Origin of the sequence: Streptomyces sp. NPDC097981, assembly GCF_040302565.1 — a bacterium.
In the GTDB taxonomy this organism is placed as follows: Bacteria; Actinomycetota; Actinomycetes; order Streptomycetales; family Streptomycetaceae; genus Streptomyces.
The window spans coordinates 132,831-154,211 of record NZ_JBEORW010000011.1; the positions used below are offsets into that span (position 1 = coordinate 132,831).

A 21,381-nucleotide genomic window follows, 5' to 3' on the forward strand; every position below is an offset into this window, starting at 1 on the left:
TTGAGGCAGAATCGGGCGCATGAGCAGCCAGCAGCCCACTGACGAGCCGGTGTACGACGACCGGGTCTACCGCTCCCCCATGGCCGTCGTCACCGGGGTCCTGCTGCTCGCGCTCATCGCGTGGCTGTGCGGGGACGCCCTCGTGCGGGGCAAGGGGGACGCCCCGTGGTTCGCCGCGGCCGTCGCCCTGCTGACCGTACCGCTGACCGTGGCGTTCACCATCCGCCCGGCCGTCTTCGCCAACGACGACCGGATGCGCGTGCGGAACCCCTTCCGGGTCATCGAGCTGCCCTGGGCCTCCGTGGACGCCGTGCGCGCCGGGTACTCGGCGGAGGTGCTGGCAGAGGGGTCGAAGTACCAGCTCTGGTCCGTCCCGGTCTCGCTGCGCGAGCGCAAGAAGGCGAACCGGCAGCAGGTCAGCCGGCGCGGCGGGCTCACCGGCAAGGGCCTGAGCTCCCAGGAACAGGCCGACGCGGCCGCCGCCGCCGATCCCCAGCGGGCCCATGCGGACCAGGTGGTGGACGAGCTGCGGGAGCTGGCCGAGCGCGGCGTCTCACGGGCCGGCGCCCAGGGCCGCGTACGCGTGCGGTGGTCGTACGAGGTCATCGCACCCGCGGTCGCGGGCGCGGTGTTCCTGATCGTGCTGCTCGCCATCGGCTGACACCGCCGCCGCCACTGGCACCGGCTCCGACAAGGACATTCGGCCCGCATCGGCTTCGTCCGGCCGGAACCGCAGCGGCCGGGCGCTGCGTCCTCGCAGGTGTGCAGCGCAACGAGGTCGGCCGCAGTGCCGCCACCGCCATTCACGTCCGGCTCCGGCTCCTGGGCGGGGGGCTGCTGGTCGCTCATCTCCTCCTCGTCGGCTGGCTCACCCTGCGGCCCCTGGACGTGCCCTGGACTGCTGCCGCCAATCTGACCCCGCTGGAGGGGATCCGGGCGGACCTCTCGTACGGACCGCTGGAGGCGGCCCGCCGGATCGGCGAGGGGCTGGCGCTGCTCGCCCCGCTCGGGGTGCTGCTGCCGCTCGTCAACGGGAGCCTGGCGCCGTCGCCGCTGGCCGCGTGGTCCTCGCTGGCCCGGACCACCGCCGCGGGCGTGCTCGTCTCGCTCAGCATCGAGATGCTCCAGAGTGCCGTCCCCGGGCAGGTGGTCGACGTGGACTCGGTCCTGCTGAACAGCCTGGGCGTGGTGCTCGCGCACGTGGCCGTCGTACCGGCGCTGCGTGCCCGGCTGCGGCGCTCGCGGCGCTCTCCTCAGGGATCCACCCCGAGAATTCCCAGGGTCGGGCTCGGCCCCTGGACCGAGGTTTTGTCCGTGGTGCCGCGGGAGTATTGAGGCATCGGGGGAAAACCCCCGCCGGATGCCACAGAGGAGAACCCATGAGCGCCCTTGCCCGCCCCCGTGACGGCCGCTGGATCGGCGGCGTCTGCGCCGGACTGGCGCGCCGCTTCGGAATTTCCGCGAACACGATGCGCGCGATATTCGTCGTCTCGTGCCTGCTGCCCGGCCCGCAGTTCCTGATCTACCTGGCGCTGTGGGTGCTCCTGCCGAACGAGGAGTCCGCCTCCACCGCCTGGTGAGGACCGTCAGCCCGCGCTGCGGACCTTCTCCAGCTGCTTGTCCGCGACCTCGTGCGGCACCTGGGCCTTCTGCTGGGAACCGGCCACGTTGAGGGCCATCAGCCGCACGACGGTGGCGCCCTGGCGTACGACGACCATGTGGACCTGTGCCGAGACGCCCTGGGCGGCCGCGGTCGTGGTCCAGCTGACGCTCTCGTCGCCGGTCGTCCTGTACTCGGCGGCCCGCACGTCGCGGTAGTTGCCGCTCTGCTTCCCGACGGTGGCGCTGAAGCCCGTACCGCAGGCGGCGACCGCATCCCGGAGCCGTGCGATCAGCGCCTTGGCGTCGCTCTCGGTGTAGGAGCTGACAGACGCGGAGACGGCGAGGCCGATCTGCTTCTGGGAGCCGATGCCGCGGTTGACGGTCTCGCGCGCGGCCGGGTCCGGCTCGTCGCCCATGACGTCGGCCAGGGGCTGGCAGGCCTTGCGGTCGGCCTGCGGCTGGCCGGCGGGGGCGTTCGGGTTCTTGCCCTGCGCGGAGACCTGGTAGCCGGGCAGATCGCCCTGTTCCAGTGCGGACCGCGCCAGTTTGCCGGCCGCGGCCTTCGGCGCGGCCGAGCCGCTCGGGGCACCGCTCGGGGACACGGCGGGAGAGCCCGCGGGGGCGGAGCCCTTGGGGTCGGGCGCCTTGCCGGCCGTGGGGGCGTCCTTGCTGCTGCATCCCACGGCTCCGAGGAGGAGGGTGGGAAGCAGGGCGGCGGTGGCCGCTCCGACCGTGACTCGTGCCTTCAAGCGCATGACCGAACCTCATACCCATTGCATAGGCGGGCAGTTGGTGGTGATCGTGGCACACGGCACGACGCGGCACACACCCGATCGAACCGGCGTGTGCCACGCGCGCTCGTGTACGGATCCGCGGACGGATCCGGCGTGGATCAGGCGCCGCCGAGCGCGCCGCCGATGGGCAGGCCGCCGAGGGTGGGGCCGACCGCGTTGGTGAGGTCGTTGAGCGGGGCGGTCGGGTCGCTGGACTGCTGGCCGCCCTCGGAGGTGACCTTCTGCTGGCTCGTGAGCCCCTGCGTGGCTCCGGTGACGGTGCTCAGGGCGTCGGAGAGACCGACTGCGGGCACGGCGGCCGAGGCGGTACCGGCGGCGACGGCGGCGAAGGCGGCGCCGAGCGCGGCGACACCGAGGGTCTTGGCAGCTGACTTCTTCATGAAATATTAGTCCTTGCGACGGGGAATCGAGCGGCTCCGCAAACTAGTCACTTCAAACCCCCGGCCGCAAACATACGTAAATATGAGAAAGCGCCCGGGAATTGCTCCTCCCGGGCGCTTTCCGTACGTCACGCCATGACCTAGACCGAGACAGAACCGCTGGTGGAAGAGGTCTGCCGGAACAGCCACTCCGACTTCAGCTCCGCATAGCCGGGCTTGATGACCTCATTGATCATGGCCAGCCGTTCATCGAAAGGAATGAAGGCGGACTTCATCGCATTGACGGTGAACCACTGCATGTCGTCGAGCGTGTAGCCGAAGGTGTCGACCAGGTGCTCGAACTCGCGGCTCATGCTGGTGCCGCTCATCAGGCGGTTGTCGGTGTTGACCGTCAGCCTGAAGTGCAGCTTCCGCAGCAGCCCGATCGGGTGCTCGGCGTACGAGGCGGCCGCCGCGGTCTGCAGGTTCGAGGTGGGGCACATCTCCAGGGGGATGCGCTTGTCCCGCACGTACGAGGCCAGCCGGCCCAGCGTCACCGAGCCGTCGGCGGCGACCTCGATGTCGTCGATGATCTTCACGCCGTGACCCAGGCGGTCGGCGCCGCACCACTGGAGCGCCTGCCAGATCGACGGCAGGCCGAAGGCCTCGCCCGCGTGGATGGTGAAGTGGTTGTTCTCGCGCTTGAGGTACTCGAAGGCGTCCAGGTGGCGGGTGGGAGGGAACCCGGCCTCGGCGCCGGCGATGTCGAAGCCGACCACGCCGTTGTCGCGGTAGCGGTTGGCCAGCTCGGCGATCTCCAGCGCGCGGGCGGCGTGGCGCATCGCGGTGAGCAGGGCGCCGACGCGGATGCGGTGGCCGTTGGCCTTCGCGCGGCGCTCGCCCTCGCGGAAGCCGTCGTTCACTGCCTCGACGACCTCTTCGAGGGTCAGGCCCGCTTCCAGGTGCTGCTCGGGGGCGTAGCGGATCTCGGCGTACACGACGCCGTCCTCGGCCAGGTCCTCGGCGCACTCGGCGGCGACGCGGTACAGCGCGGCCTTCGTCTGCATGACGGCGCACGTGTGTGCGAACGTCTCCAGGTAGCGCGGCAGGGAGCCGGAGTCGGCGGCTTCCCGGAACCAGATGCCGAGCTTGTCGGCGTCGGTCTCGGGAAGGCTCTCGTAGCCGGCCTCGCGAGCCAGCTCGATGATGGTCCCGGGGCGCAGGCCACCGTCGAGGTGGTCGTGGAGCAGCACCTTCGGGGAGCGGCGGATCTGGTCCGGGGTCGGCAGGTTGGGGGTCTCGCTCGTCATCCGGGCACTCTACTCCTACGCGCGTAGAGCAACGCGTTGCCAACCGGGTCGATACGTAACAGAGACCGTACGGACGGGTTGCGTACACCTGCCGGTCTGAGACTGTTCCGCCATGGCACAGCATGCGCCGCCGGCGCGCGGGGCCCGCCTGGGGCGGGCGGCCGGCGCGAACGGCTCGGTATCGACGGTGAGTGGTGTGGTCCTCCTGCTTCCCGGTGCGTCCAGATGGTCCCCCGGTCCGGTGCGTCCGCTCGTGCGGGCACTGGTCCGGGCGGGCGCGGCGGACGGGCTGGTCGTGCACACCGTGCTGCACGGCAGGGGGGCCTGCCGGGAGGACGACGCCCGGTGGGCGGCCGACGAGGCGGTGCGCAGGTACGGGGACGTGCCGGTGTGCCTCGCCGGGTACGACGCGGGCGGCCGGGCGGCGCTGCGGGCGGCGGGCCACGAAGCCGTCGACTCGGTGCTGGCGCTCGCTCCTTGCTTAGGAGAGGTGGTCTCGGCGGACTCTCCGGAACCGGTGAAACAGCTGTCGGGGCGCCAGGTGCTGATCGTGCACGGGACGAACGACGCGCGCAGCGACCCTGAGGCATCGTTTCGGCTGGCGGCGCGGGCGAAGAAGGCGAACCGGACGACGTGCCGGTTCGAGGTGCACTCGGACGGGCACCGGCTGCGGGAGCACCGGGCGGAAGTCGTGGCGCTGTCCGTGGATTTCGTGCTCGGGGCGATGTTCTCGGGCCGGTACTCGCGCCCGGTGACGGACGCGCTGGCGGCGCCGCCGCCGCTGGGGCTGCGGATGCCCCTCGCCTCCGGATTCGGGCGTTCGCTGCGCGGATGAGGGCCGGTGCGCCCGGGCGTAAAGTGACAATTGGACTCGGGGCGCTTCTTCTCTGCGGGAGGCGATACGGCATGGCCGGAATCGTGCGCAGGAGTTTCGACGAGGCGGACGAGACCCGTTCGTTCGAAGACGGCAAGGGCAGGCTCGACCTGATCCAGACGGACGGCGGAGCCGTGGGCCGCGCGGTGTTCGAGCCGGGCTGGCGATGGTCGGAGCACATCAAGCCGCTGGCGGGCACGGAAAGCTGCCAGTCCGCCCACACGGGTTACCTGGTCAGCGGCCGGATGACGGTCGTCATGGACGACGGGGAGAGCGTGGACTACGGCCCCGGCGACTTCATGCAGATCGCGCCGGGCCACGACGCCTGGGTCGTCGGCGACGAGCAGTGCGTCGCCATCGACTGGACCGGCTTCGGCCAGTACGCGAAGCCGGCCTCCTGACCTCCCCGCATTCCCCGGCAGGCCTCAGTCGACGGGCAGCCACACCGGGTTCGTGAAGGCCGCCAGGGCGCCCGGGGGGGGCGGGACCGTGGCGGACCGGCGGACCTCAGCCCGGACACAGGCCCCCGGGGGTCGCGTCGTCGGCGCGCAGGAAGGACTCGCTGCGGGATCCGGGCCGGCACCTCGCCAGTGAGCGCCTTGCGCCGGTGTCTGCGCGCAGACCATGCGGGCGATCGGCGCCACGTCCCGTTCCCAGGCAGGCTACTTGCCCTCCTCGGCGGCGCCTCCCGCCGCGGCCCCCGGGCCCGATGCCGCTCCCGCTCCCGCTCCCGGGGGCTGTGCCGGCTCCTGGGCGGGGCCGCCGTGCAGCTCCGGGATCAGCCGGCCGCGCCGGGACAGCAGGAACCGCTTGAACTCGGCGACCGGCATGGTGTCGGGGTGGCCGTCGAGCCAGGCGACACCGATCTCGCGGACCGCGCGCGGGGCCGTCACCGTCAGCTCGACCACGCCGGGGCGGGGCACGGCCGGCGGCGGCAGCAGGGCCACGCCGAGGCCCGCCGCGACCAGGCCGCGCAGGGTCTCGGCCTCCTCGCCCTCGAAGGCCACCCGGGGGGTGAACCCGGCCTCCGCGCACAGGTCGTCGGTGATGCGGCGCAGACCGTAGCCGGCTTCCAGGGTGACGAAGGTTTCCTCGGCGGCCTCGGCGAGGCGGATGCGCTTGCGGGTGGCCAGGCGGTGGTCGTCGGGGACGACGAGCCGCAGCCGCTGCTCGTCCAGGCGGCGGGCGACCAGGTCGGGTGCGACGGGGAGCGGCGAGGTCAGGCAGAGGTCGAGCTCGCCGGCCCGCAGCTTCTCCAGCATGGCCTCGCCGTAGTTCTGGACCAGGGAGAAGCGCACGCGCGGGTGGTCGGCGCGGAAGGCGCGGATCAGGCCGGGTACGGTCTCGGGGCCGAGGGTGTGCAGGAAGCCGAACGCCACTTTGCCGAAGGCCGGGTCGGCGTCCTGCTGCACCGACTCGGCGGCGCGGGCGATCTCGGCGAGGGCCCGCTCGGCCGAGGCCAGGAAGGTCCGGCCGGCCGTGGTGAGCGCGACAGTACGGCCCTTGCGGGCGAACAGCGTGACGCCCAGGTCCTGTTCGAGCCGGACCATGGCCCGGGACAGGGTGGACTGCGGGACGCCCAGTTCGTGCGCGGCGCGGGTGACGTGCTCGTGGCGGGCCACGGCGGCGAAGTACGTCAGCCTCGGGGCCAGCAAACCTGTCACAGCCATGTCTTCTTCGTAACGGTTCGTTGACATGCGCCCTCCTGAGCTGTGCTGATGCGCCAGTGGAACGATTATCGCGATTTTGCGCATTGGACGCATGAAACGGGACGGGTCTACGGTCGTTGCATGCCTCCCGTTCATACCGGGGCACCCGTCATCACGGGTGCCTCCACCCCGCCGTCCCCTGCCGCACCGGAACCCCGCTCCCCCGGCCGCCCCGGCTACCGCCGGATGAGCCTCGCGCTCTTCGCCGCCGGACTCGCGACGTTCGCCCTCCTCTACTCCACCCAGGCGCTGCTGCCCGCGATCTCCGAGGGGTTCGGGGTGACGGCGGGTCAGGCCAGCTGGACGGTGTCCGCGGCCACCGGCGCCCTCGCCCTGTTCGTCCTGCCGCTCAGCGCGCTCTCCGAGCGCTTCGGACGGACCCGGATGATGACGGTCTCCATGATCGTCGCCGTCGGCGTCGGCCTCCTCGTGCCGTTCGCGCCGAACCTGGAGTGGCTGGTGGTGCTGCGCGCCGTCCAGGGCGCGGCGATCGCCGGCATCCCGGCCTCCGCGATGGCGTACCTGGCGGAAGAGGTCCGGCCGAAGGCGCTGGTGGGCGCGATCGGCCTGTTCGTGGCGGGCAATTCCATCGGCGGCATGAGCGGCCGCCTCGTCACCGGCTGGGCGGCCCAGGTATGGGGCTGGCGCGGCGGGCTGCTGGCCGTCGGCCTCATGGCGCTGGCCTGCGCCGCGGCGTTCCTCGTCCTGCTCCCCCGGGCCCGGTTCTTCCGCCCGGCCTCGCTGAACCCGCGCGCGGTCGGCCGCAGCGTCGCCGGCCACCTGCGCGATCCGCTGCTGATGCGGCTGTACGGGATCGGCGCGCTGTTCATGACCGTCTTCGGCGCCGTCTACACCGTCATCGGCTACCGGCTGGTCAACGAGCCGTTCTCCCTCGGGCAGGGCGTGATCGGGTCGATCTTCCTGATCTACCTGGTCGGCACGGTCTCCTCGGCCGCCGCCGGGCAGCTGGTGGCCCGTACGGGGCGGCGCGGCGCGCTGTACCTGGCGGTGACCACGACCGCGCTGGGCCTGCTGCTGTCGCTGGCGGACTCGCTGGCGGCGATCCTGGCCGGGCTGGTCCTGATCACCGCCGGCTTCTTCGCGGGCCACGCGGTGGCGTCCGCGGCGGTGAGCCGGACGGCGAAGTCGGGCCGGGCACAGGCCTCGGCGCTGTACCAGTCGGCGTACTACCTGGGCTCCAGCGCGGGCGGCACGCTCGGTGCGCTCGCCTACCACTCGGCGGGCTGGGCGGCGACGGTGGGCATTGCGCTGCTGGCCGTGCTCGGCGTCGTGTCGATCACCCTGTACGGCTCGCACGCGGCGCGCGCGGAGCGCCGCCTCACCTCGCTGGCGGCGGCCCGCTGATACGACGGCGCGCGCATCCGCCCGTACGGCATCGGTACGAGGCGATTTACGGAGCCCGGAGCCCAACCCGCTCCGGGCTCCGGCGCGTTGCGCCTCCGGGCCGGGAAGGAGTGGGGGGTGGGAGGGAGTACGACGTGAAATCCATGCGGATGCGGATGCGTACGGGGCGGCGGGCGGCGGCGGTGGCCTGCGGGGCGGTGGCGCTCGCGGCCCCGGTGCTGGTCGGCGGCGCCGGGACGGCGCAGGCGGCCGCCTCGTGCAACGTGACCACGGGGCCGTACCAGCGGCAGGTGGAGCAGTTCCTGGGGCGGCCGGTCGACGGATGGCAGTCCGCGGCCGACTGCCAGGCGATCAAGGCGTTCCAGACGAAGCACGGCATCACTCCGACCGCGGGGTACGCCGGTCCGCTCACCTGGCAGACGATGAGCGTCATGCTGGCGCAGCAGGCGGCGGGCACCACGCCGAACAAGGACGGGAAGTGCCCGGTGAACCTGGGCCGGATCGCCTGCGTCGACCTGACCCGCCAGCTCAGCTGGGTCCAGGACGGCGCCACGCTGAAGTACGGCCCGGTCCCGGTCCGCACCGGGAAGGCGGGAACGGAGACCCGGACCGGGCTGAAGCAGATCTACTACCGCAGCATCGACCACTGGTCGACGATCTACGACGTGGAGATGCCGTACGCACAGTTCTTCGACGGCGGGATCGCCTTCCACTCCGTCGACAAGAGCATGTGGAACCCGCCGGGCTCCGGCGGCTGCGTGAACATGCGCCTCGCCGACGCCAAGGCGTACTGGAACCTGCTGGGCAAGGGCGACGACGTGTACGTGTACGGCCGCAAGCCCGGCACCTGAGACGCCGTCCGGCTGCCGTTGTCGTACCCCTCCGGTAGCTTCGGGGTATCGGATCTACTGGGGGACGACAGCCATGGGTGACCTCGCGACCGGAACCGCCGCCGAGTCCGACCTGGATGCGGCGATGGACCGCTACCGGGTCGAGCTGACGGGCTACTGCTACCGCATGCTCGGGTCCTCCTTCGACGCCGAGGACGCGGTGCAGGACACGTACGTCCGCGCCTGGCGCAGCCACGCCAAGTTCGAGGGACGCTCCTCGCTGCGGTCGTGGCTGTACCGGATCGCCACCAACGTCTGTCTGGACCTGCTGAGCGCGGGGAACAGGCGGGCCCGCCCGATGGACCTCAGCGCCCCCCAGCACCAGGCCTCCGCGGTGCTGAGCCAGAGCCCCGAGTCGACGTGGCTGGAGCCGGTCCCGGACGGGCGGGTGCTGCCGCAGACCGCCGATCCGGCGGAGGCGGCGCTGGCGAAGGAGTCCGTACGGCTGGCTTTCGTGGCGGCGCTGCAGCACCTGCCGGCGAAGCAGCGGGCGGTGCTGATCCTGCGCGAGGTACTGGCGTGGAAGGCGGACGAGGTCGCGACGCTGCTGGACACGACGGTGGCATCGGTGAACAGCGCCCTCCAGCGGGCCCGGGCGACGATGGCCGCCACCCGCATGCGCGAGAGCGAGGCTGCGGACCCGCTGGACGCGGAGCAGGTGAAGCTGCTGGAGCAGTACCTGTCCGCCTTCGAGGCGTACGACATCTCGCGGCTGACCACCCTGCTGCACGAGGACGCGGTGCTGTCGATGCCGCCGTTCGACCTGTGGCTCCAGGGGGCTGCGGACATCGCGGCCTGGCACCTGAACCAGGGCATCGGCTGCAAGGGCTCCCGACTGGTCCCGACCACGGCGAACGGCCTGCCGGCCTTCGGCCAGTACCGGCCCCGGGAGGGCGGGAAGCCGGGCCGCGTTCCGTGGGCGCTCCAGGTCCTGGAGATCTCAGACGGCAGGATCGTCGGGCTCAACGCCTTCCTGGACACCGACCGCTGGTTCCCCCTCTTCGGGCTCCCCGAGCAACTCGACGAGTCCGACGAGGTGCAGCAGGGCGCGTAGGGCGGGACCGGCGCCGGTGACCCGGAACGGCCGGCCCCGGGCGGCGAGCCGCAGCCGGGCCAGCACCTCGACGGTGGCCAGACCCGGCGCGGTGACGGCTGCGGCGTCGCACACCACCGCCGCGGCCCCGGCGTCGTACAGCCGGGCCAGGCGGGTGCACAGCCGCGCCGCGTCCTGCGAGGTCGGGCCGGGTCCGGGCAGCACAAGTCGGGTGATCTCCACGAAGGGGTGACTGCCGGGGCCGCAGGAACTCATCGGCGCCGGCGGCCTGCCTGCTTCGAAGCGTGGGGAAGAGGGACGTGTCCAGCTTGAGGCCGAACGGTGCTGGGAGGTGGAAGGTCTCCCCGAACCTGCCCGCCTGCAGCACCCGGTGGAGCCCGTTCTCCGGCTCGCCGTACCCGGTCCCAGCATGCCGAACGGGACCGGCGCAGGTCCGCCGGTCCCGTTCACCCGTAAGGGAATCCGCAGGTCAGGCGATGCGGTCCAGCACGATCGGCGTGGCGGAGAACGCCGTGCCCGCCGGGGCGATGTCGTACGCGCCCTCCAGGGAGGCCAGGGCGTACTCGAACTTCTCCGGGGTGTCCGTGTGCAGGGTCATCAGGGGCTGGCCCGCGGTGACCGTGTCGCCGGGCTTCGCGTGCAGTTCGATGCCCGCGCCCGCCTGCACCGGGTCCTCCTTGCGCGCACGGCCGGCGCCCAGGCGCCAGGCGCCGGCGCCCACGCCGTACGCGTCGAGGCGGGTCAGGACGCCCGACTCGGGGGCGGTGACGACGTGCTGCTCGCGGGCGACCGGCAGGGCCGCGTCCGGGTCGCCGCCCTGGGCCGCGATCATCCGGCGCCACACGTCCATCGCGGAGCCGTCCGCCAGGGCCTTGGCCGGGTCGGCGTCCTTGATGCCCGCCGCGTCCAGCATCTCGCGCGCCAGCGCCAGGGTCAGGTCGACGACGTCGGAGGGGCCGCCGCCGGCCAGGACCTCGACCGACTCGCGGATCTCCAGCGCGTTGCCGGCCGTCAGGCCGAGCGGCGTGGACATGTCGGTGAGCAGGGCGATCGTCTTGACGCCGCTGTCGGTGCCGAGGGCGACCATCGTCGAGGCGAGCTCGCGCGCGTCCTCGATGTTCTTCATGAACGCGCCGGTGCCGACCTTCACGTCGAGGACGAGCGAGCCCGTGCCCTCGGCGATCTTCTTCGACATGATCGAGGAGGCGATCAGCGGGATGGCCTCGACGGTGCCCGTCACGTCGCGCAGCGCGTACAGCTTCTTGTCGGCCGGGGCCAGGCCGTCGCCCGCCGCGCAGATGACCGCGCCGGTGGTGTCCAGGACGTGCAGCATCTCCTCGTTGGAGAGCAGTGCGCGCCAGCCGGGGATGGACTCCAGCTTGTCCAGGGTGCCGCCGGTGTGGCCGAGGCCCCGGCCCGACAGCTGCGGCACTGCCGCGCCGCAGGCGGCGACGAGCGGGGCCAGCGGGAGGGTGATCTTGTCGCCGACGCCGCCCGTGGAGTGCTTGTCCGCGGTCGGGCGGGACAGGGAGTCGAAGTTCATCCGCTCGCCCGACGCGATCATCGCGGCGGTCCAGCGCTTGATCTCGGCCCGGTTCATGCCGTTGAGCAGGATGGCCATCGCCAGCGCCGACATCTGCTCGTCGGCGACGACACCGCGGGTGTAGGCGTCGATGACCCAGTCGATCTGCTCGGGGCTCAGCTCGCCGCGGTCCCGCTTCGTACGGATGACGGAGATGACGTCCATGTGGTGCTTCCTTCTACGCGCATAGAGAGGGGGTGAGGAGAGGGATTCCGGAGAAGACGACGGCCCTTCGCCCGGCAGGGGGCGAAGGGCCGTCGGCACGGCTATCTCAGGTGGTCCGGCCCGAAGGCCTGCGGCAGCATCTCGGCCAGCGGGAGGATCCCGTTCGGGGTGTCCACCAGCAGGTCCGGTCCGCCGAATTCGAAGAGCAGCTGGCGGCAGCGGCCGCACGGGACGAGCTTCTCGCCCTTGCCGTCGACGCAGGTGAAGTGCGTCAGGCGGCCGCCGCCGGTGGCCTGCAGGGAGGAGACCAGCCCGCACTCGGCGCACAGGCCGAGCCCGTAGCTGGCGTTCTCCACGTTGCAGCCGACGACCGTGCGGCCGTCGTCCACGAGGGCGGCGACGCCGACCGGGAAGCCCGAGTACGGGGCGTACGCCCGGGACATGGCGTCCCGGGCGGCCTCCCGCAGGGCCTCCCAGTCCACGTGCGGAGCGGGCGTCACTTGCCCTGGCCCTTGCGGTACGGCAGGCCGTCCGCCTTCGGCATCCGCAGCCGCTGCGCCGACAGGGCCAGCACCAGCAGCGTCGTCAGGTACGGGGCCGCGTCGACGAACTGGCTCGGGACCGCGTCGGTGAGCGCGTACCAGAGGAACAGCCCGCCGGCGCAGACGCCCGAGAGGGCTCCCTGGAAGTGCTTCTTCTTGTACAGCTGCCAGGCGCAGACCAGCACCAGCAGGATCGCGATGAGCAGCAGCATCGCGTGGACGTTCTCGGCGCCACCGCGCAGCTTGAGGCTGTCGGTGAAGCCGAAGAGGCCGGCGCCCAGCGCCATGCCGCCCGGCATCCAGTTACCGAAGATCATCGCGGCGAGACCGATGTAGCCGCGGCCGCCGGTCTGGCCCTCCTGATAGATGGGGCTGGCGACGATCGACAGGAACACGCCGCCGAGGCCCGCCAGGCCGCCGGAGACGATCACGGCGATGTACTTGTACTTGTAGACGTTGACGCCGAGGGACTCGGCGGCGACGGGGTTCTCACCGCACGAGCGCAGGCGCAGGCCGAAGGCGGTGCGCCACAACACCCACCAGGTGCCCGGGATCAGCAGCAGGGCGACGACGGTCAGCAGCGAGAGCTCGGTGACCAGGCCGCCGACGACGCCGGCGAGGTCCGAGACGAAGAACCAGTGCTTGGCCTGGAGCGTGGCCATCCAGTCGGACAGCCCCGGCACTGTGATCTTGTAGATCTCCTCGACGCGCGGCGACTGCTTGGAGGAGCCGCCGGGCGCGTTGGCGAAGGTGAAGTTCGACAGGTACTGCGTGAAGCCCAGCGCGAGGATGTTGACGGCCACACCGGAGACGATGTGGTTGACGTTGAACGTGACCGTGATGATCGCGTGCAGCAGGCCGCCGATGGCGCCGCCCAGGATGCCGAGCACGACGCCGGTCCAGGGGCCCCACTGGTAGCCGGCCCAGGCACCGAACCAGGTGCCGAGGATCATCATGCCCTCAAGGCCGATGTTGACGACGCCCGCGCGCTCGGCCCACAGGCCGCCGAGGCCGGCGAGGCCGATCGGCACCGCGAGCTGGAGGGCTCCGGAGACCTGGCCGATGGAGGTCAGGTCGTTGGCTCCGCTGATCACGCGGACCAGCGAGACGAGCGCGAGCCCGCCCGCGATGATCAGCATGATCCACGGCAGGGTGAGCTTCTTGCGGCCGCCCGCCTTCTTGGGGGCGGCGCTCGTCGCGGAGACGGTGCTGGTGCTCACGCCGCGACCTCCTTATCGGTCTTGATGGCGTGGCCTGCGGCCAGCTCCTCGCCGACCTTCTGCTGCTGGCGGCGGATGCCGTAGCGGCGGACGAGCTCGTACGAGACGACAACCGCGATCACGATCAGGCCCTTCATGATCGTGCCGATCTCCTTCGCGTACCCGGCCGTGTCGAGCGAGGCCGAGGCCTTGTCGATGAAGGCCATCAGGAAGGCGGCGAAGAAGATGCCGATCGGGCTGTTGCGCCCGAGCAGCGCGATGGTGATGCCGGTGAAGCCGACACCGACCGGGAAGGCCAGGCTGTACGTGTGGCTCTCGCCGAGCAGCACCGGCATGCCGGCGAGGCCGGCGACGGCGCCGGAGATGAGCATCGAGGTGATGATCATCTTCTTGGCGTCCACACCGGAGGCCTGGGCGGCGGACTCGCTGGCGCCGGTGGCGCGCAGGTCGAAGCCGAAGCGGGTCCGGTTGAGCACGAACCAGTAGACGATGCCCAGCGCGAACGCGATGAAGGTGAAGCCGTAGATCTCCAGGCCCTCGCCGAGGTCGACGGCCGGGAACCAGCCGGCGTCCGGGATGTCACCGGTGGTGAGGTCGTTGGAGCCGGCCGGCTGGACGCCGAGGTTCTTCGGCAGGATCAGCCAGGCGATCAGGCTGGTCGCGATGGCGTTCAGCATGATCGTGGACACGACCTCGCTGACGCCGCGCTTGGCCTTGAGGATGCCGGCGATGCCGGCCCAGAACGCACCGACGCACATGGCGACGACGACGATCATCAGGATCTGCAGCGGGCCGGGCAGCGTGACGGCCGCGCCGACCACCGCGGACAGCATCGCCGCGAGGCGGTACTGGCCGTCGACGCCGATGTTGAAGAGGTTCATCCGGAAGCCGATGGCCACGGCCAGGGCCGCCAGGTAGTACGTGCCGGCCTGGTTCACGATGAGGACCTGGACGTCCTCGTAGCCGGCGTTCTCCACCATCAGGCGCAGCGGCTCGATCGGGTCCACACCCGTCGCGGCCAGTACGACCATGGTCAGCAGGAACGCGGTGACCAGTGCGAGAGCGGGCCCGGCGAAGCCGAGGAGCAGCCGGTCCTTGTCGAATTTCTTCATCGGGCCTCGTCCTCCGGGGAGTCGGTACCAGCGTCGGTACCGGCGGCGGAGTGGTTGTCGGTGGCTTCCAGGGTCCCGGAGGCGGCGCCCGTCATGGCGGTGCCGAGCTCTTCGGGGGTGACGGTCGCGGGGTCGGCGTCCGCCACCAGGCGGCCGCGGTAGATCACGCGCAGGGTGTCGGACAGGCCGATCAGCTCGTCCAGGTCCGCGGAGATCAGCAGGACCGCCAGGCCTTCGCGGCGGGCGTCGCGGATCGCGTCCCAGATCTGTGCCTGCGCGCCGACGTCCACACCGCGGGTGGGGTGGGCGGCGATGAGGAACTTCGGGTTGTGGCTCATCTCGCGGCCGACGATCAGCTTCTGCTGGTTGCCTCCCGAGAGGGAGGCCGCGGTGACCTCGATGCCGGGCGTGCGGACGTCGTACTCGCGCACGATCCGCTCGGTGTCCTTGCGGGCGGCCTTCGGGTCGATGATGCCGCGCTTGGAGTTGGGCGCCTCGGTGACGTGGCCGAGGATGCGGTTCTCCCACAGCGGGGATTCCAGCAGCAGGCCATGGCGGTGGCGGTCCTCGGGGATGTACCCGATGCCGCCCTCGCGGCGCTTGCGCACCGGCGCCTTCGTGATGTCCGTGCCGTCCAGGGTGATGACACCCGAGTCCGGGCTGAGCATGCCCATGAGGGCTTCGATCAGCTCGGTCTGGCCGTTGCCCTCGACACCGGCGATGCCGAGGACCTCGCCCTTGTGGATCGTGAAGGTGATCCCGTCGAGGAGGAGGCGGCCGACCTCGACGTGCTCGTGCACGTCGGCGTCCGGCAGGCCCGGCGTGCGGGCGGTGTCCTCGGTGGCGACCGGCATGCCGTGCTCGACGACGGTCAGCTTCTCGACCTGGAGCATCGGGGTGGTGGTCACCGTGGACTCGCGGGTCTCCGGCGAGGGGAGCTCCGCGCCGACCATCAGCTCCGCGAGGTGCTTGGTCGTCGCGGTCTTCGGGTCGGCGGTGCCGACCGTGGTGCCGCGGCGGATGACGGTGATGTCGTCGGCGACCTTCAGCACCTCGCCGAGCTTGTGCGAGATGAAGATGACGGTGAGGCCCTCGGCCTTGAGCTCGCGCAGGTTGTCGAAGAGCGCGTCCACTTCCTGCGGCACGAGCACCGCGGTGGGCTCGTCGAGGATGAGGGTGCGGGCGCCGCGGTAGAGGACCTTGAGGATCTCCACGCGCTGGCGGTCGGCGACGCCGAGGTCCTCGATCAGGGCGTCCGGACGCACGCCGAGGCCGTACGCGTCCGAGATCTCCAGGATCTTCTTGCGGGCCTTGGAACCGATGCCGTGGAGCTTCTCGCCGCCGAGGACGACGTTCTCCAGGACGGTGAGGTTGTCGGCGAGCATGAAGTGCTGGTGCACCATGCCGATGCCGCGGGCGATGGCGTCGCCGGGGTTGGCGAAGGTGACCTGCTCCCCGTCGATGGCGATGGTGCCCTCGTCCGGCTTCTGCATGCCGTAAAGGATCTTCATCAGGGTCGACTTGCCGGCACCGTTCTCACCGATGAGGGCGTGGACCGTGCCCTTGCGGACGGTGATCGCGATGTCCTTGTTGGCGACGACGCCGGGGAAGCGCTTGGTGATGCCGTGAAGTTCTACGGCGGGGGGCGGGCTGGACGCGTTGATGACGCACTCTCCTTGGCGCGGAAGGAGCTGGAAAGCCGAGTTGACGGGGGGCAGGGCGAAGATCGGCCGGGCGGGTGGGCGGGAGGAGGACGGTATCGCGTCCACGATGCCTCTACGCGCGTAGCACTGTCGAAAGTGAAAACTTGCGGCCAAGTGGCCACAAGCGACACGGAACAGGGGCGGGGTCCGGGAGCGGTAGAGACCGCTTCCCGGACCCCGGAGACCACTTACTGCACGTCAGACGATGCCTTACGGCGCGGTCTTGACGGTGATCTTCTTCGCGATGATGTCGGCCTTCGCCTTCTCCACGGCGGCGGTGAGGTCGGTCATCTTCTTGTACTCGGGGTTGGAGTCGGCCAGGCCGACGCCGTCCTTGTCCAGGCCGTAGCGGATCTCACCGATGCCCGGCTTGCCGTCCTGGACCGACTTGATCTCGTTGAAGACCGCGTCGGAGACGTCCTTGGTGACCGAGGTCAGGATGTGGTCCTTGTACTTCGACAGACCGGCCTGGTTGTACTGGTCGGAGTCGACACCGATGGCCCACTTGCCCTTGCCGGCGGTGGCCTCGATGGCACCCGAGCCCGCGAGACCGGCAGCGGCGTAGATCACGTCGGCGCCGGCGTCGAGCTGGCCCTGGGCGGCGGCCTTGCCGAGGTCGGGCTTGGAGAAGCCGTCGAAGTTCGGGGGCTGCGTCAGGTACTGGCTCAGCACCTTGGCGTTGGGGTTGGTGTCCTTGACGCCCTGAGTGAAGCCCGCCTCGAACTTCTTGATCAGCGGAACCTCGACACCGCCGATGAAGCCGACAGTGCCGGTCTTGGAGGCCTTGGCGGCGGCGACGCCGGCCAGGTAGGAGCCCTGCTCCTCGCTGAACACCAGGTTGGCGATGTTCGGGCCGGTGACGGAGGTGTCATCGATGATGCCGAACGTGGTGTTCGGGAACTTCGGCGCGACCTTCTTGATGGCCGGGGCGTAGGAGAAACCGACGCCGATGACCGGGTTGTTGCCCTTGCGGGCCAGCTCGGTGAGGCGCTGGACCTTGTCGGCCTCGCCCTCGCCTTCGGTGGGCTCGGCCTCGCTGCCCTTGACGCCCAGCTCCTTCACGGCCTTCTGCAGGCCGGCGTAGGCGGCGTCGTTGAACGACTGGTCGCCGCGGCCGCCGATGTCGTACGCGAGGGCGATCGCCTTCGCGGAAGAGGAGGAGGAGGACGGGGAGGACGAGGTGTCCGACGACTTCTTTCCGCCACAGGCGGTGGCCGAGAGGGCCAGCGCCGCGGACGCGATGCCCACGGTGGCGATCCTGGTGATCCGGCGCAAGGGGAGGCTCCTTCAAAACCTGACCGAAGCGCCACGACCGGCGCTGGTGTAGCGGCGATCGTAACGCGCGTAGATGTCAGTTAAAGGGCTGTTCATGAGTCGTTATCGGATCGTCGCGAATCGGACAGTGACCGATTGGTGACTGCCTACGCGCCCAGCCCTTGTGTACCAAGGGCTGGACAGGTGTGACGGCAGGCGCTCAAATGTTGTACGAACTTTTACCCGATCGCCCTCGAACGGCGTCCGTCGAGCAGTGCGGCGGCCGTGAAGAACTCCACTCCGACCCCGATCGCGGACTCGTCCACATCGAAGTCGCCCCGGTGCAGATCGCGCTTCGCGCTCACGCCCGGGGTGTGCACACCCAGCCGGGCCATGGCGCCGGGGACGTGTTCGAGGTACCAGGAGAAGTCTTCCCCGCCGAGGCTCTGCTCGGTGTCCTCGATCGACTCGTTGCCGAGCCGGGCCGCCATCGACTCGCGCAGCAGCTCGGTGACCACCGGGTCGTTGACGACCGGCGGCACCCCGCGCACGTGGGTGATCTCCGACTTGGCCCGGTGCATCGAAGCGATCTCGTCGATCGCGGCGTGGATCTGGTCGGGCGCCTCGTGCCAGGCGTTGATGTCCAGGCAGCGGAGCGTCCCGGACAGCTCGGCGTGCATGGGGATCACGTTGCAGGCGTGCCCGGCCTCGATCCGGCCCCAGGTGATCGACATGCCCGAGCGGGCGTCCATCCGGCGGGACAGCACGGCCGGCAGGTCGACGGCGACCCGGGCGGCGGCCGTGACCAGGTCGGTGGTCAGGTGCGGTCGGGCGGTGTGCCCGCCGGGGCCGGCCAGCGTGATCTCCAGCCGGTCGCAGGCGGAGGTGATGGGCCCGGTCCGCAGCCCGATCTTCCCGGCGTCGACCCGCGGGTCGCAGTGCACCGCGATGATCCTGCCCACGCCGTCGAGGACGCCGGCTTCGATGGCGTCGGTGGCTCCGCCGGGGAGCACCTCCTCGGCGGGCTGGAACAGCAGCCGTACGGGGCGGGGCAGCAGGCCCTGCCGGTCGAGGTCGGCGAGGACCAGGCCGGCGCCGAGGACGACGGCGGTGTGCACGTCGTGGCCGCAGGCGTGGGCGCGGTCGGGGAACGTCGAGCGGTAGGCGACGTGGGTCTTCGTGTCCGGAATGGGCAGGCCGTCGATGTCCGCGCGGAGGGCCAGCATCGGCCGGCCCCCGTCCCAGGTGCCCACGTCACAGATCAGGCCGGTCCCGGACTTCAGAACGCGTGGGCGCAGGCCGGCTTTCTCCAGCCGGGCCTTGATCGCCGCCGTGGTGCGGAACTCCTGGTGTCCTAGCTCGGGGTGCATGTGCAAGTCCCGGCGGAAGGCGATCAGTTCGGCACGCAGGTGGTCCGGAAGCTTGCCGGGCAGCTCGGGCCGGTCGGGCGTGCCGGGCAGGGCGGTCTGGGACTCGCGGGACATCAACTGGTTCACCCGTTGAAGGGTAGGCGCACGAATGGCTCAACTGGTCGGAGATCACCAAAAGTTCATGCCGTTAGGGGAAAAAAACCAGACCTCTGGACGCATGACCGGATGCAGGCGGGGGTAAACTCGCGCGCTCATCCAGCCGCAGGGGCCGTCTGGGCAGGCAGTCTGTGCACATCACGGGCGGTCTCGGTGACCCCGGTGAGGAAGCTGCGGGCCCGCGGCGAGGCGGAGCCGGTGAGCCAGGCCGGGTCGACATCGCATACAGCGACGGTCACACCGGTACCGGTCAGCGCGTACGGCAGGGTGTGGACGACCGTGGACGGAAAGCTGACGATCGTCCGGCCGACCGGTCCGCGCCGGGCGATCAGCTCCAGCGGCAGGTCCGGGCGGACGATCTCCAGCCCGGTCGTCTCGCTGAGCGCGCGCAGCTTCTCCGGGGACTCGCGGCGGTGCGCGAAGTAGCGGGTGGCGCCGTGCTCCAGGGTCAGGGCGCGTACGGCGTCCAGGTAGCGGTCCGGGTCGACCACGCCGGTCTCCACGAGGGAGGTGCCGACGAGGTCGGTGCCCTTGGTCAGGCGCGGCGGGCCGAACCGGGAGCGGGTCCAGGCGAAATCGTTGACCCGCAGCGCCATGGCGCCGTGCACGGTGACGGGCATCGAGCTGAACACCTCGACGCGGCGTCCGGTGCCCGCGGCCGGGGTGAAGCGGCGCCGGGCGGTGGCCGAGACCGGTGCGTACGCGAGCTCGCGGATGCGGCCGGGCAGGCCTCCGCCGCCGACCCGGTGCCAGCGCACGAGGCGCTCGCCGCGGGCCGTCTGGGCGACGAACTCCATGGTGGCGGTGCCGTCGTCGACCACCACGAGTTCCTCGGCCCGTACGAGGGTGAGCAGGAGCTGCACGTACCGGGAGAAGGGGTCGCCGACGACGACCCGGCGGGCCGCGCGCACGTCGCGGGCGAGCGCGGCGAGCGCCTTGAGGGGGGCCAGCCGGCCGCCGCGGGCCTCCTGCCAGCCGACTTCGTGCCCTTCGTCCCGCGCCAGCCCCGCCATCCGGCGCAGCTGGCCGCGGGACATGGGGTCGGTGGGGGGCAGCACGACGATCCGCAGCCAGGACGCCGCGCGCGCCGCGCCCGCCGCACCGCGGCCGGCGGGTTCCGGGCGCGGTGCGGCGGGCGCCGTGGCGGGGCCGCGGGTGGCGAGCGGGCCCGGCTGGCGGGGGACGGCGCCGAGCAGCGGGGCGCTGCCGGGTGCGCAGGCGGCTTCGGCGTGCGCCCACTCCAGTACGTTCAGGAGCTGGACCGGGCTCTCGACGAAAGCCAGGGTGGAGGCTGAGGGGGTCACCGCGTACTCCTCGTCAGGGGCGGGGCGGGGCGCCGTACCGGTCGGACACCGGACGGACCGCGGGTCAGACCGAGGCGAGTTCGCCCTGGACCCGGCGGAGCTTCTTCATTGGGCCGAGCTCGGAGTCGTAGACGCGCTTGATGCCGTCGCCGAGCGCGGTCTCGATGGTGCGGATGTCGCGGACCAGGCGGGCCAGGCCGCCCGGCTCCACGGAGGCGGCCTGGTCGGAGCCCCACATGGCGCGGTCGAGGGTGATGTGCCGTTCGACGAACGCGGCTCCGAGGGCGACGGCCGCGAGGGTGGTCTGCAGGCCCGTCTCGTGGCCGGAGTAGCCGATGGGGACGTTGGGGTACTCCTCCTGAAGGCTGTTGATCACCCGCAGGTTGAGCTCTTCCGCCTTGGCCGGGTACGTCGACGTGGCGTGGCAGAGCAGGATGTTGTCGCTGCCGAGCACCTCCACGGCGTGCCGGATCTGCTTCGGGGTGGACATGCCGGTGGAGAGGACGACGGTGCGGCCGGTGGCGCGCAGGGCGCGCAGCAGCTCGTCGTCGGTGAGGGAGGCGGAGGCCGCCTTGTGGGCGGGGAGGTCGAACTTCTCCAGGAAGGCGACGGCCTCGGTGTCCCACGGGGAGGCGAACCAGTCGATGCCGCGCTTGGCGCAGTGCCCGTCGATGGCGCGGTACTCGGCCTCGCCGAACTCCACGCGGTGCCGGTAGTCGATGTACGCCATCCGGCCCCAGGGGGTGTCGCGCTCGATGTCCCACTGGTCGCGCGGGGTGCAGATCTCCGGGGTGCGCTTCTGGAACTTCACGGCGTCGCAGCCCGCGTCGGCGGCGGCGTCGATGAGGGCGAAGGCGTTGCCGAGGTCGCCGTTGTGGTTGATGCCGATCTCGCCGACGACGTAGACGGGGCGGCCGGGGCCGGCGGTGCGCGAGCCGAAGGTGCGCAGACGGGCGTTGGGGGTGGCGACGGTCATGGCAGGTGAGGTCCTTCGTTCGGTGCGTGGGGGTGCACAG

At 71.3% G+C, this 21,381-nt stretch carries 21 protein-coding genes and 1 pseudogene; 8 read left to right on the top strand and 14 right to left on the bottom strand.

What is annotated here, in order from left to right:
• Positions 1 to 19 precede the first annotated feature (19 nt).
• From ABTY04_RS13665 to ABTY04_RS13675, 3 genes are all read left to right on the top strand, one after another.
• Positions 20 to 661: a PH domain-containing protein gene (locus ABTY04_RS13665; RefSeq protein WP_352213543.1), complete on the top strand. Its 642-nt coding sequence runs from the start codon at positions 20 to 22 to the stop codon at positions 659 to 661.
• A gap of 101 nt (positions 662 to 762) precedes the next feature.
• Complete coding sequence (locus tag ABTY04_RS13670; protein WP_352213544.1) at positions 763 to 1,335, top strand: VanZ family protein; 573 nt, start codon at positions 763 to 765, stop codon at positions 1,333 to 1,335.
• 44 nt (positions 1,336 to 1,379) lie between these two features.
• Positions 1,380 to 1,580 (top strand): PspC domain-containing protein, encoded by a 201-nt coding sequence (locus tag ABTY04_RS13675; RefSeq protein ID WP_352213545.1) that lies wholly within the window; start codon positions 1,380 to 1,382, stop codon positions 1,578 to 1,580.
• Between the two features lie 6 nt (positions 1,581 to 1,586).
• Here ABTY04_RS13675 and ABTY04_RS13680 read toward each other — a convergent pair whose 3' ends face one another.
• The 3 genes from ABTY04_RS13680 to ABTY04_RS13690 form a co-directional block, all read right to left on the bottom strand.
• On the bottom strand, positions 1,587 to 2,357 hold the full coding sequence (locus ABTY04_RS13680) for a hypothetical protein (protein WP_352213546.1): 771 nt from the start codon (positions 2,355 to 2,357) through the stop codon (positions 1,587 to 1,589).
• Between the two features lie 137 nt (positions 2,358 to 2,494).
• A complete protein-coding gene (locus ABTY04_RS13685; protein ID WP_352213547.1) occupies positions 2,495 to 2,776 on the bottom strand; it encodes a hypothetical protein in 282 nt (93 codons plus the stop codon).
• 140 nt (positions 2,777 to 2,916) lie between these two features.
• Complete coding sequence (locus tag ABTY04_RS13690) at positions 2,917 to 4,065, bottom strand: adenosine deaminase (protein ID WP_352213548.1); 1,149 nt, start codon at positions 4,063 to 4,065, stop codon at positions 2,917 to 2,919.
• A 112-nt stretch (positions 4,066 to 4,177) separates the two neighbouring features.
• Between ABTY04_RS13690 and ABTY04_RS13695 the strand changes: the two genes are divergently transcribed.
• Both ABTY04_RS13695 and ABTY04_RS13700 read left to right on the top strand, forming a co-directional pair.
• A complete protein-coding gene (locus ABTY04_RS13695) occupies positions 4,178 to 4,900 on the top strand; it encodes an alpha/beta hydrolase (protein WP_352213549.1) in 723 nt (240 codons plus the stop codon).
• 71 nt (positions 4,901 to 4,971) lie between these two features.
• Positions 4,972 to 5,340, top strand: a complete 369-nt coding sequence (locus ABTY04_RS13700; protein ID WP_352213550.1) for a cupin domain-containing protein — start codon at positions 4,972 to 4,974, stop codon at positions 5,338 to 5,340.
• A gap of 369 nt (positions 5,341 to 5,709) precedes the next feature.
• On the opposite strand, the pseudogene ABTY04_RS13705 reads toward ABTY04_RS13700, so the two are convergent.
• Positions 5,710 to 6,666 (bottom strand): annotated as a pseudogene (locus ABTY04_RS13705) (LysR family transcriptional regulator); the annotation flags it as partial.
• Positions 6,667 to 6,729: 63 nt separating this feature from the next.
• On the opposite strand from ABTY04_RS13705, the gene ABTY04_RS13710 reads away from it, so the two are divergent.
• The 3 genes from ABTY04_RS13710 (at position 6,730) to ABTY04_RS13720 (ending at position 9,957) form a co-directional block, all read left to right on the top strand.
• Complete coding sequence (locus ABTY04_RS13710) at positions 6,730 to 8,013, top strand: MFS transporter (RefSeq protein WP_352213551.1); 1,284 nt, start codon at positions 6,730 to 6,732, stop codon at positions 8,011 to 8,013.
• 143 nt (positions 8,014 to 8,156) lie between these two features.
• Entirely contained in the window at positions 8,157 to 8,864 is a 708-nt protein-coding gene (locus tag ABTY04_RS13715; protein ID WP_352213612.1) for a L,D-transpeptidase family protein, read from the top strand.
• A 73-nt stretch (positions 8,865 to 8,937) separates the two neighbouring features.
• Positions 8,938 to 9,957: a sigma-70 family RNA polymerase sigma factor gene (locus tag ABTY04_RS13720; RefSeq protein WP_352213552.1), complete on the top strand. Its 1,020-nt coding sequence runs from the start codon at positions 8,938 to 8,940 to the stop codon at positions 9,955 to 9,957.
• On the opposite strand, the gene ABTY04_RS13725 is transcribed toward ABTY04_RS13720, so the two are convergent.
• From ABTY04_RS13725 to ABTY04_RS13770, 10 genes are all read right to left on the bottom strand, one after another.
• Positions 9,844 to 10,179 carry an STAS domain-containing protein gene (locus ABTY04_RS13725; protein ID WP_352213553.1) on the bottom strand — a complete coding sequence of 112 codons (336 nt, stop codon included), beginning with the start codon at positions 10,177 to 10,179 and terminating at the stop codon, positions 9,844 to 9,846. The genes ABTY04_RS13720 and ABTY04_RS13725 overlap by 114 nt on opposite strands.
• A gap of 247 nt (positions 10,180 to 10,426) precedes the next feature.
• Positions 10,427 to 11,704 (bottom strand): thymidine phosphorylase, encoded by a 1,278-nt coding sequence (locus ABTY04_RS13730; RefSeq protein WP_352213554.1) that lies wholly within the window; start codon positions 11,702 to 11,704, stop codon positions 10,427 to 10,429.
• A gap of 101 nt (positions 11,705 to 11,805) precedes the next feature.
• A complete protein-coding gene (locus tag ABTY04_RS13735) occupies positions 11,806 to 12,204 on the bottom strand; it encodes a cytidine deaminase (RefSeq protein ID WP_352213555.1) in 399 nt (132 codons plus the stop codon).
• Positions 12,201 to 13,466 (bottom strand): ABC transporter permease, encoded by a 1,266-nt coding sequence (locus ABTY04_RS13740; RefSeq protein WP_352213556.1) that lies wholly within the window; start codon positions 13,464 to 13,466, stop codon positions 12,201 to 12,203. Before ABTY04_RS13740 ends, ABTY04_RS13735 begins: the two co-directional genes overlap by 4 nt.
• Positions 13,463 to 14,578 (bottom strand): ABC transporter permease, encoded by a 1,116-nt coding sequence (locus ABTY04_RS13745; RefSeq protein WP_352213557.1) that lies wholly within the window; start codon positions 14,576 to 14,578, stop codon positions 13,463 to 13,465. Before ABTY04_RS13745 ends, ABTY04_RS13740 begins: the two co-directional genes overlap by 4 nt.
• The gene (locus ABTY04_RS13750; protein WP_352213613.1) at positions 14,575 to 16,242 is read right to left on the bottom strand and encodes an ABC transporter ATP-binding protein; all 1,668 of its coding nucleotides are present in this window, start codon (positions 16,240 to 16,242) and stop codon (positions 14,575 to 14,577) included. Before ABTY04_RS13750 ends, ABTY04_RS13745 begins: the two co-directional genes overlap by 4 nt.
• Before the next feature lie 249 nt (positions 16,243 to 16,491).
• Positions 16,492 to 17,556 (bottom strand): BMP family lipoprotein, encoded by a 1,065-nt coding sequence (locus ABTY04_RS13755; RefSeq protein WP_352213558.1) that lies wholly within the window; start codon positions 17,554 to 17,556, stop codon positions 16,492 to 16,494.
• 218 nt (positions 17,557 to 17,774) lie between these two features.
• The gene (locus ABTY04_RS13760; protein WP_352213614.1) at positions 17,775 to 19,019 is read right to left on the bottom strand and encodes an amidohydrolase; all 1,245 of its coding nucleotides are present in this window, start codon (positions 19,017 to 19,019) and stop codon (positions 17,775 to 17,777) included.
• A 137-nt stretch (positions 19,020 to 19,156) separates the two neighbouring features.
• Positions 19,157 to 20,365 (bottom strand): hypothetical protein, encoded by a 1,209-nt coding sequence (locus ABTY04_RS13765; RefSeq protein WP_352213559.1) that lies wholly within the window; start codon positions 20,363 to 20,365, stop codon positions 19,157 to 19,159.
• Positions 20,366 to 20,429: 64 nt separating this feature from the next.
• Positions 20,430 to 21,341: an N-acetylneuraminate synthase family protein gene (locus tag ABTY04_RS13770; protein WP_352213560.1), complete on the bottom strand. Its 912-nt coding sequence runs from the start codon at positions 21,339 to 21,341 to the stop codon at positions 20,430 to 20,432.
• Between the last annotated feature and the right edge of the window lie 40 nt (positions 21,342 to 21,381).

Coding starts and splice junctions, on each gene's coding strand:
- ABTY04_RS13700 (WP_352213550.1), top strand. CDS start 4,972: ATGGCCGGAATCGTGCGCAGGAGTTTCGACGAGGCGGACGAGACCCGT.
- ABTY04_RS13710 (WP_352213551.1), top strand. CDS start 6,730: ATGCCTCCCGTTCATACCGGGGCACCCGTCATCACGGGTGCCTCCACC.
- ABTY04_RS13695 (WP_352213549.1), top strand. CDS start 4,178: ATGGCACAGCATGCGCCGCCGGCGCGCGGGGCCCGCCTGGGGCGGGCG.
- ABTY04_RS13730 (WP_352213554.1), bottom strand. CDS start 11,704: ATGGACGTCATCTCCGTCATCCGTACGAAGCGGGACCGCGGCGAGCTG.
- ABTY04_RS13685 (WP_352213547.1), bottom strand. CDS start 2,776: ATGAAGAAGTCAGCTGCCAAGACCCTCGGTGTCGCCGCGCTCGGCGCC.
- ABTY04_RS13675 (WP_352213545.1), top strand. CDS start 1,380: ATGAGCGCCCTTGCCCGCCCCCGTGACGGCCGCTGGATCGGCGGCGTC.
- ABTY04_RS13715 (WP_352213612.1), top strand. CDS start 8,157: ATGCGGATGCGGATGCGTACGGGGCGGCGGGCGGCGGCGGTGGCCTGC.
- ABTY04_RS13690 (WP_352213548.1), bottom strand. CDS start 4,065: ATGACGAGCGAGACCCCCAACCTGCCGACCCCGGACCAGATCCGCCGC.
- ABTY04_RS13665 (WP_352213543.1), top strand. CDS start 20: ATGAGCAGCCAGCAGCCCACTGACGAGCCGGTGTACGACGACCGGGTC.
- ABTY04_RS13760 (WP_352213614.1), bottom strand. CDS start 19,019: ATGTCCCGCGAGTCCCAGACCGCCCTGCCCGGCACGCCCGACCGGCCC.
- ABTY04_RS13770 (WP_352213560.1), bottom strand. CDS start 21,341: ATGACCGTCGCCACCCCCAACGCCCGTCTGCGCACCTTCGGCTCGCGC.
- ABTY04_RS13745 (WP_352213557.1), bottom strand. CDS start 14,578: ATGAAGAAATTCGACAAGGACCGGCTGCTCCTCGGCTTCGCCGGGCCC.
- ABTY04_RS13680 (WP_352213546.1), bottom strand. CDS start 2,357: ATGCGCTTGAAGGCACGAGTCACGGTCGGAGCGGCCACCGCCGCCCTG.
- ABTY04_RS13720 (WP_352213552.1), top strand. CDS start 8,938: ATGGGTGACCTCGCGACCGGAACCGCCGCCGAGTCCGACCTGGATGCG.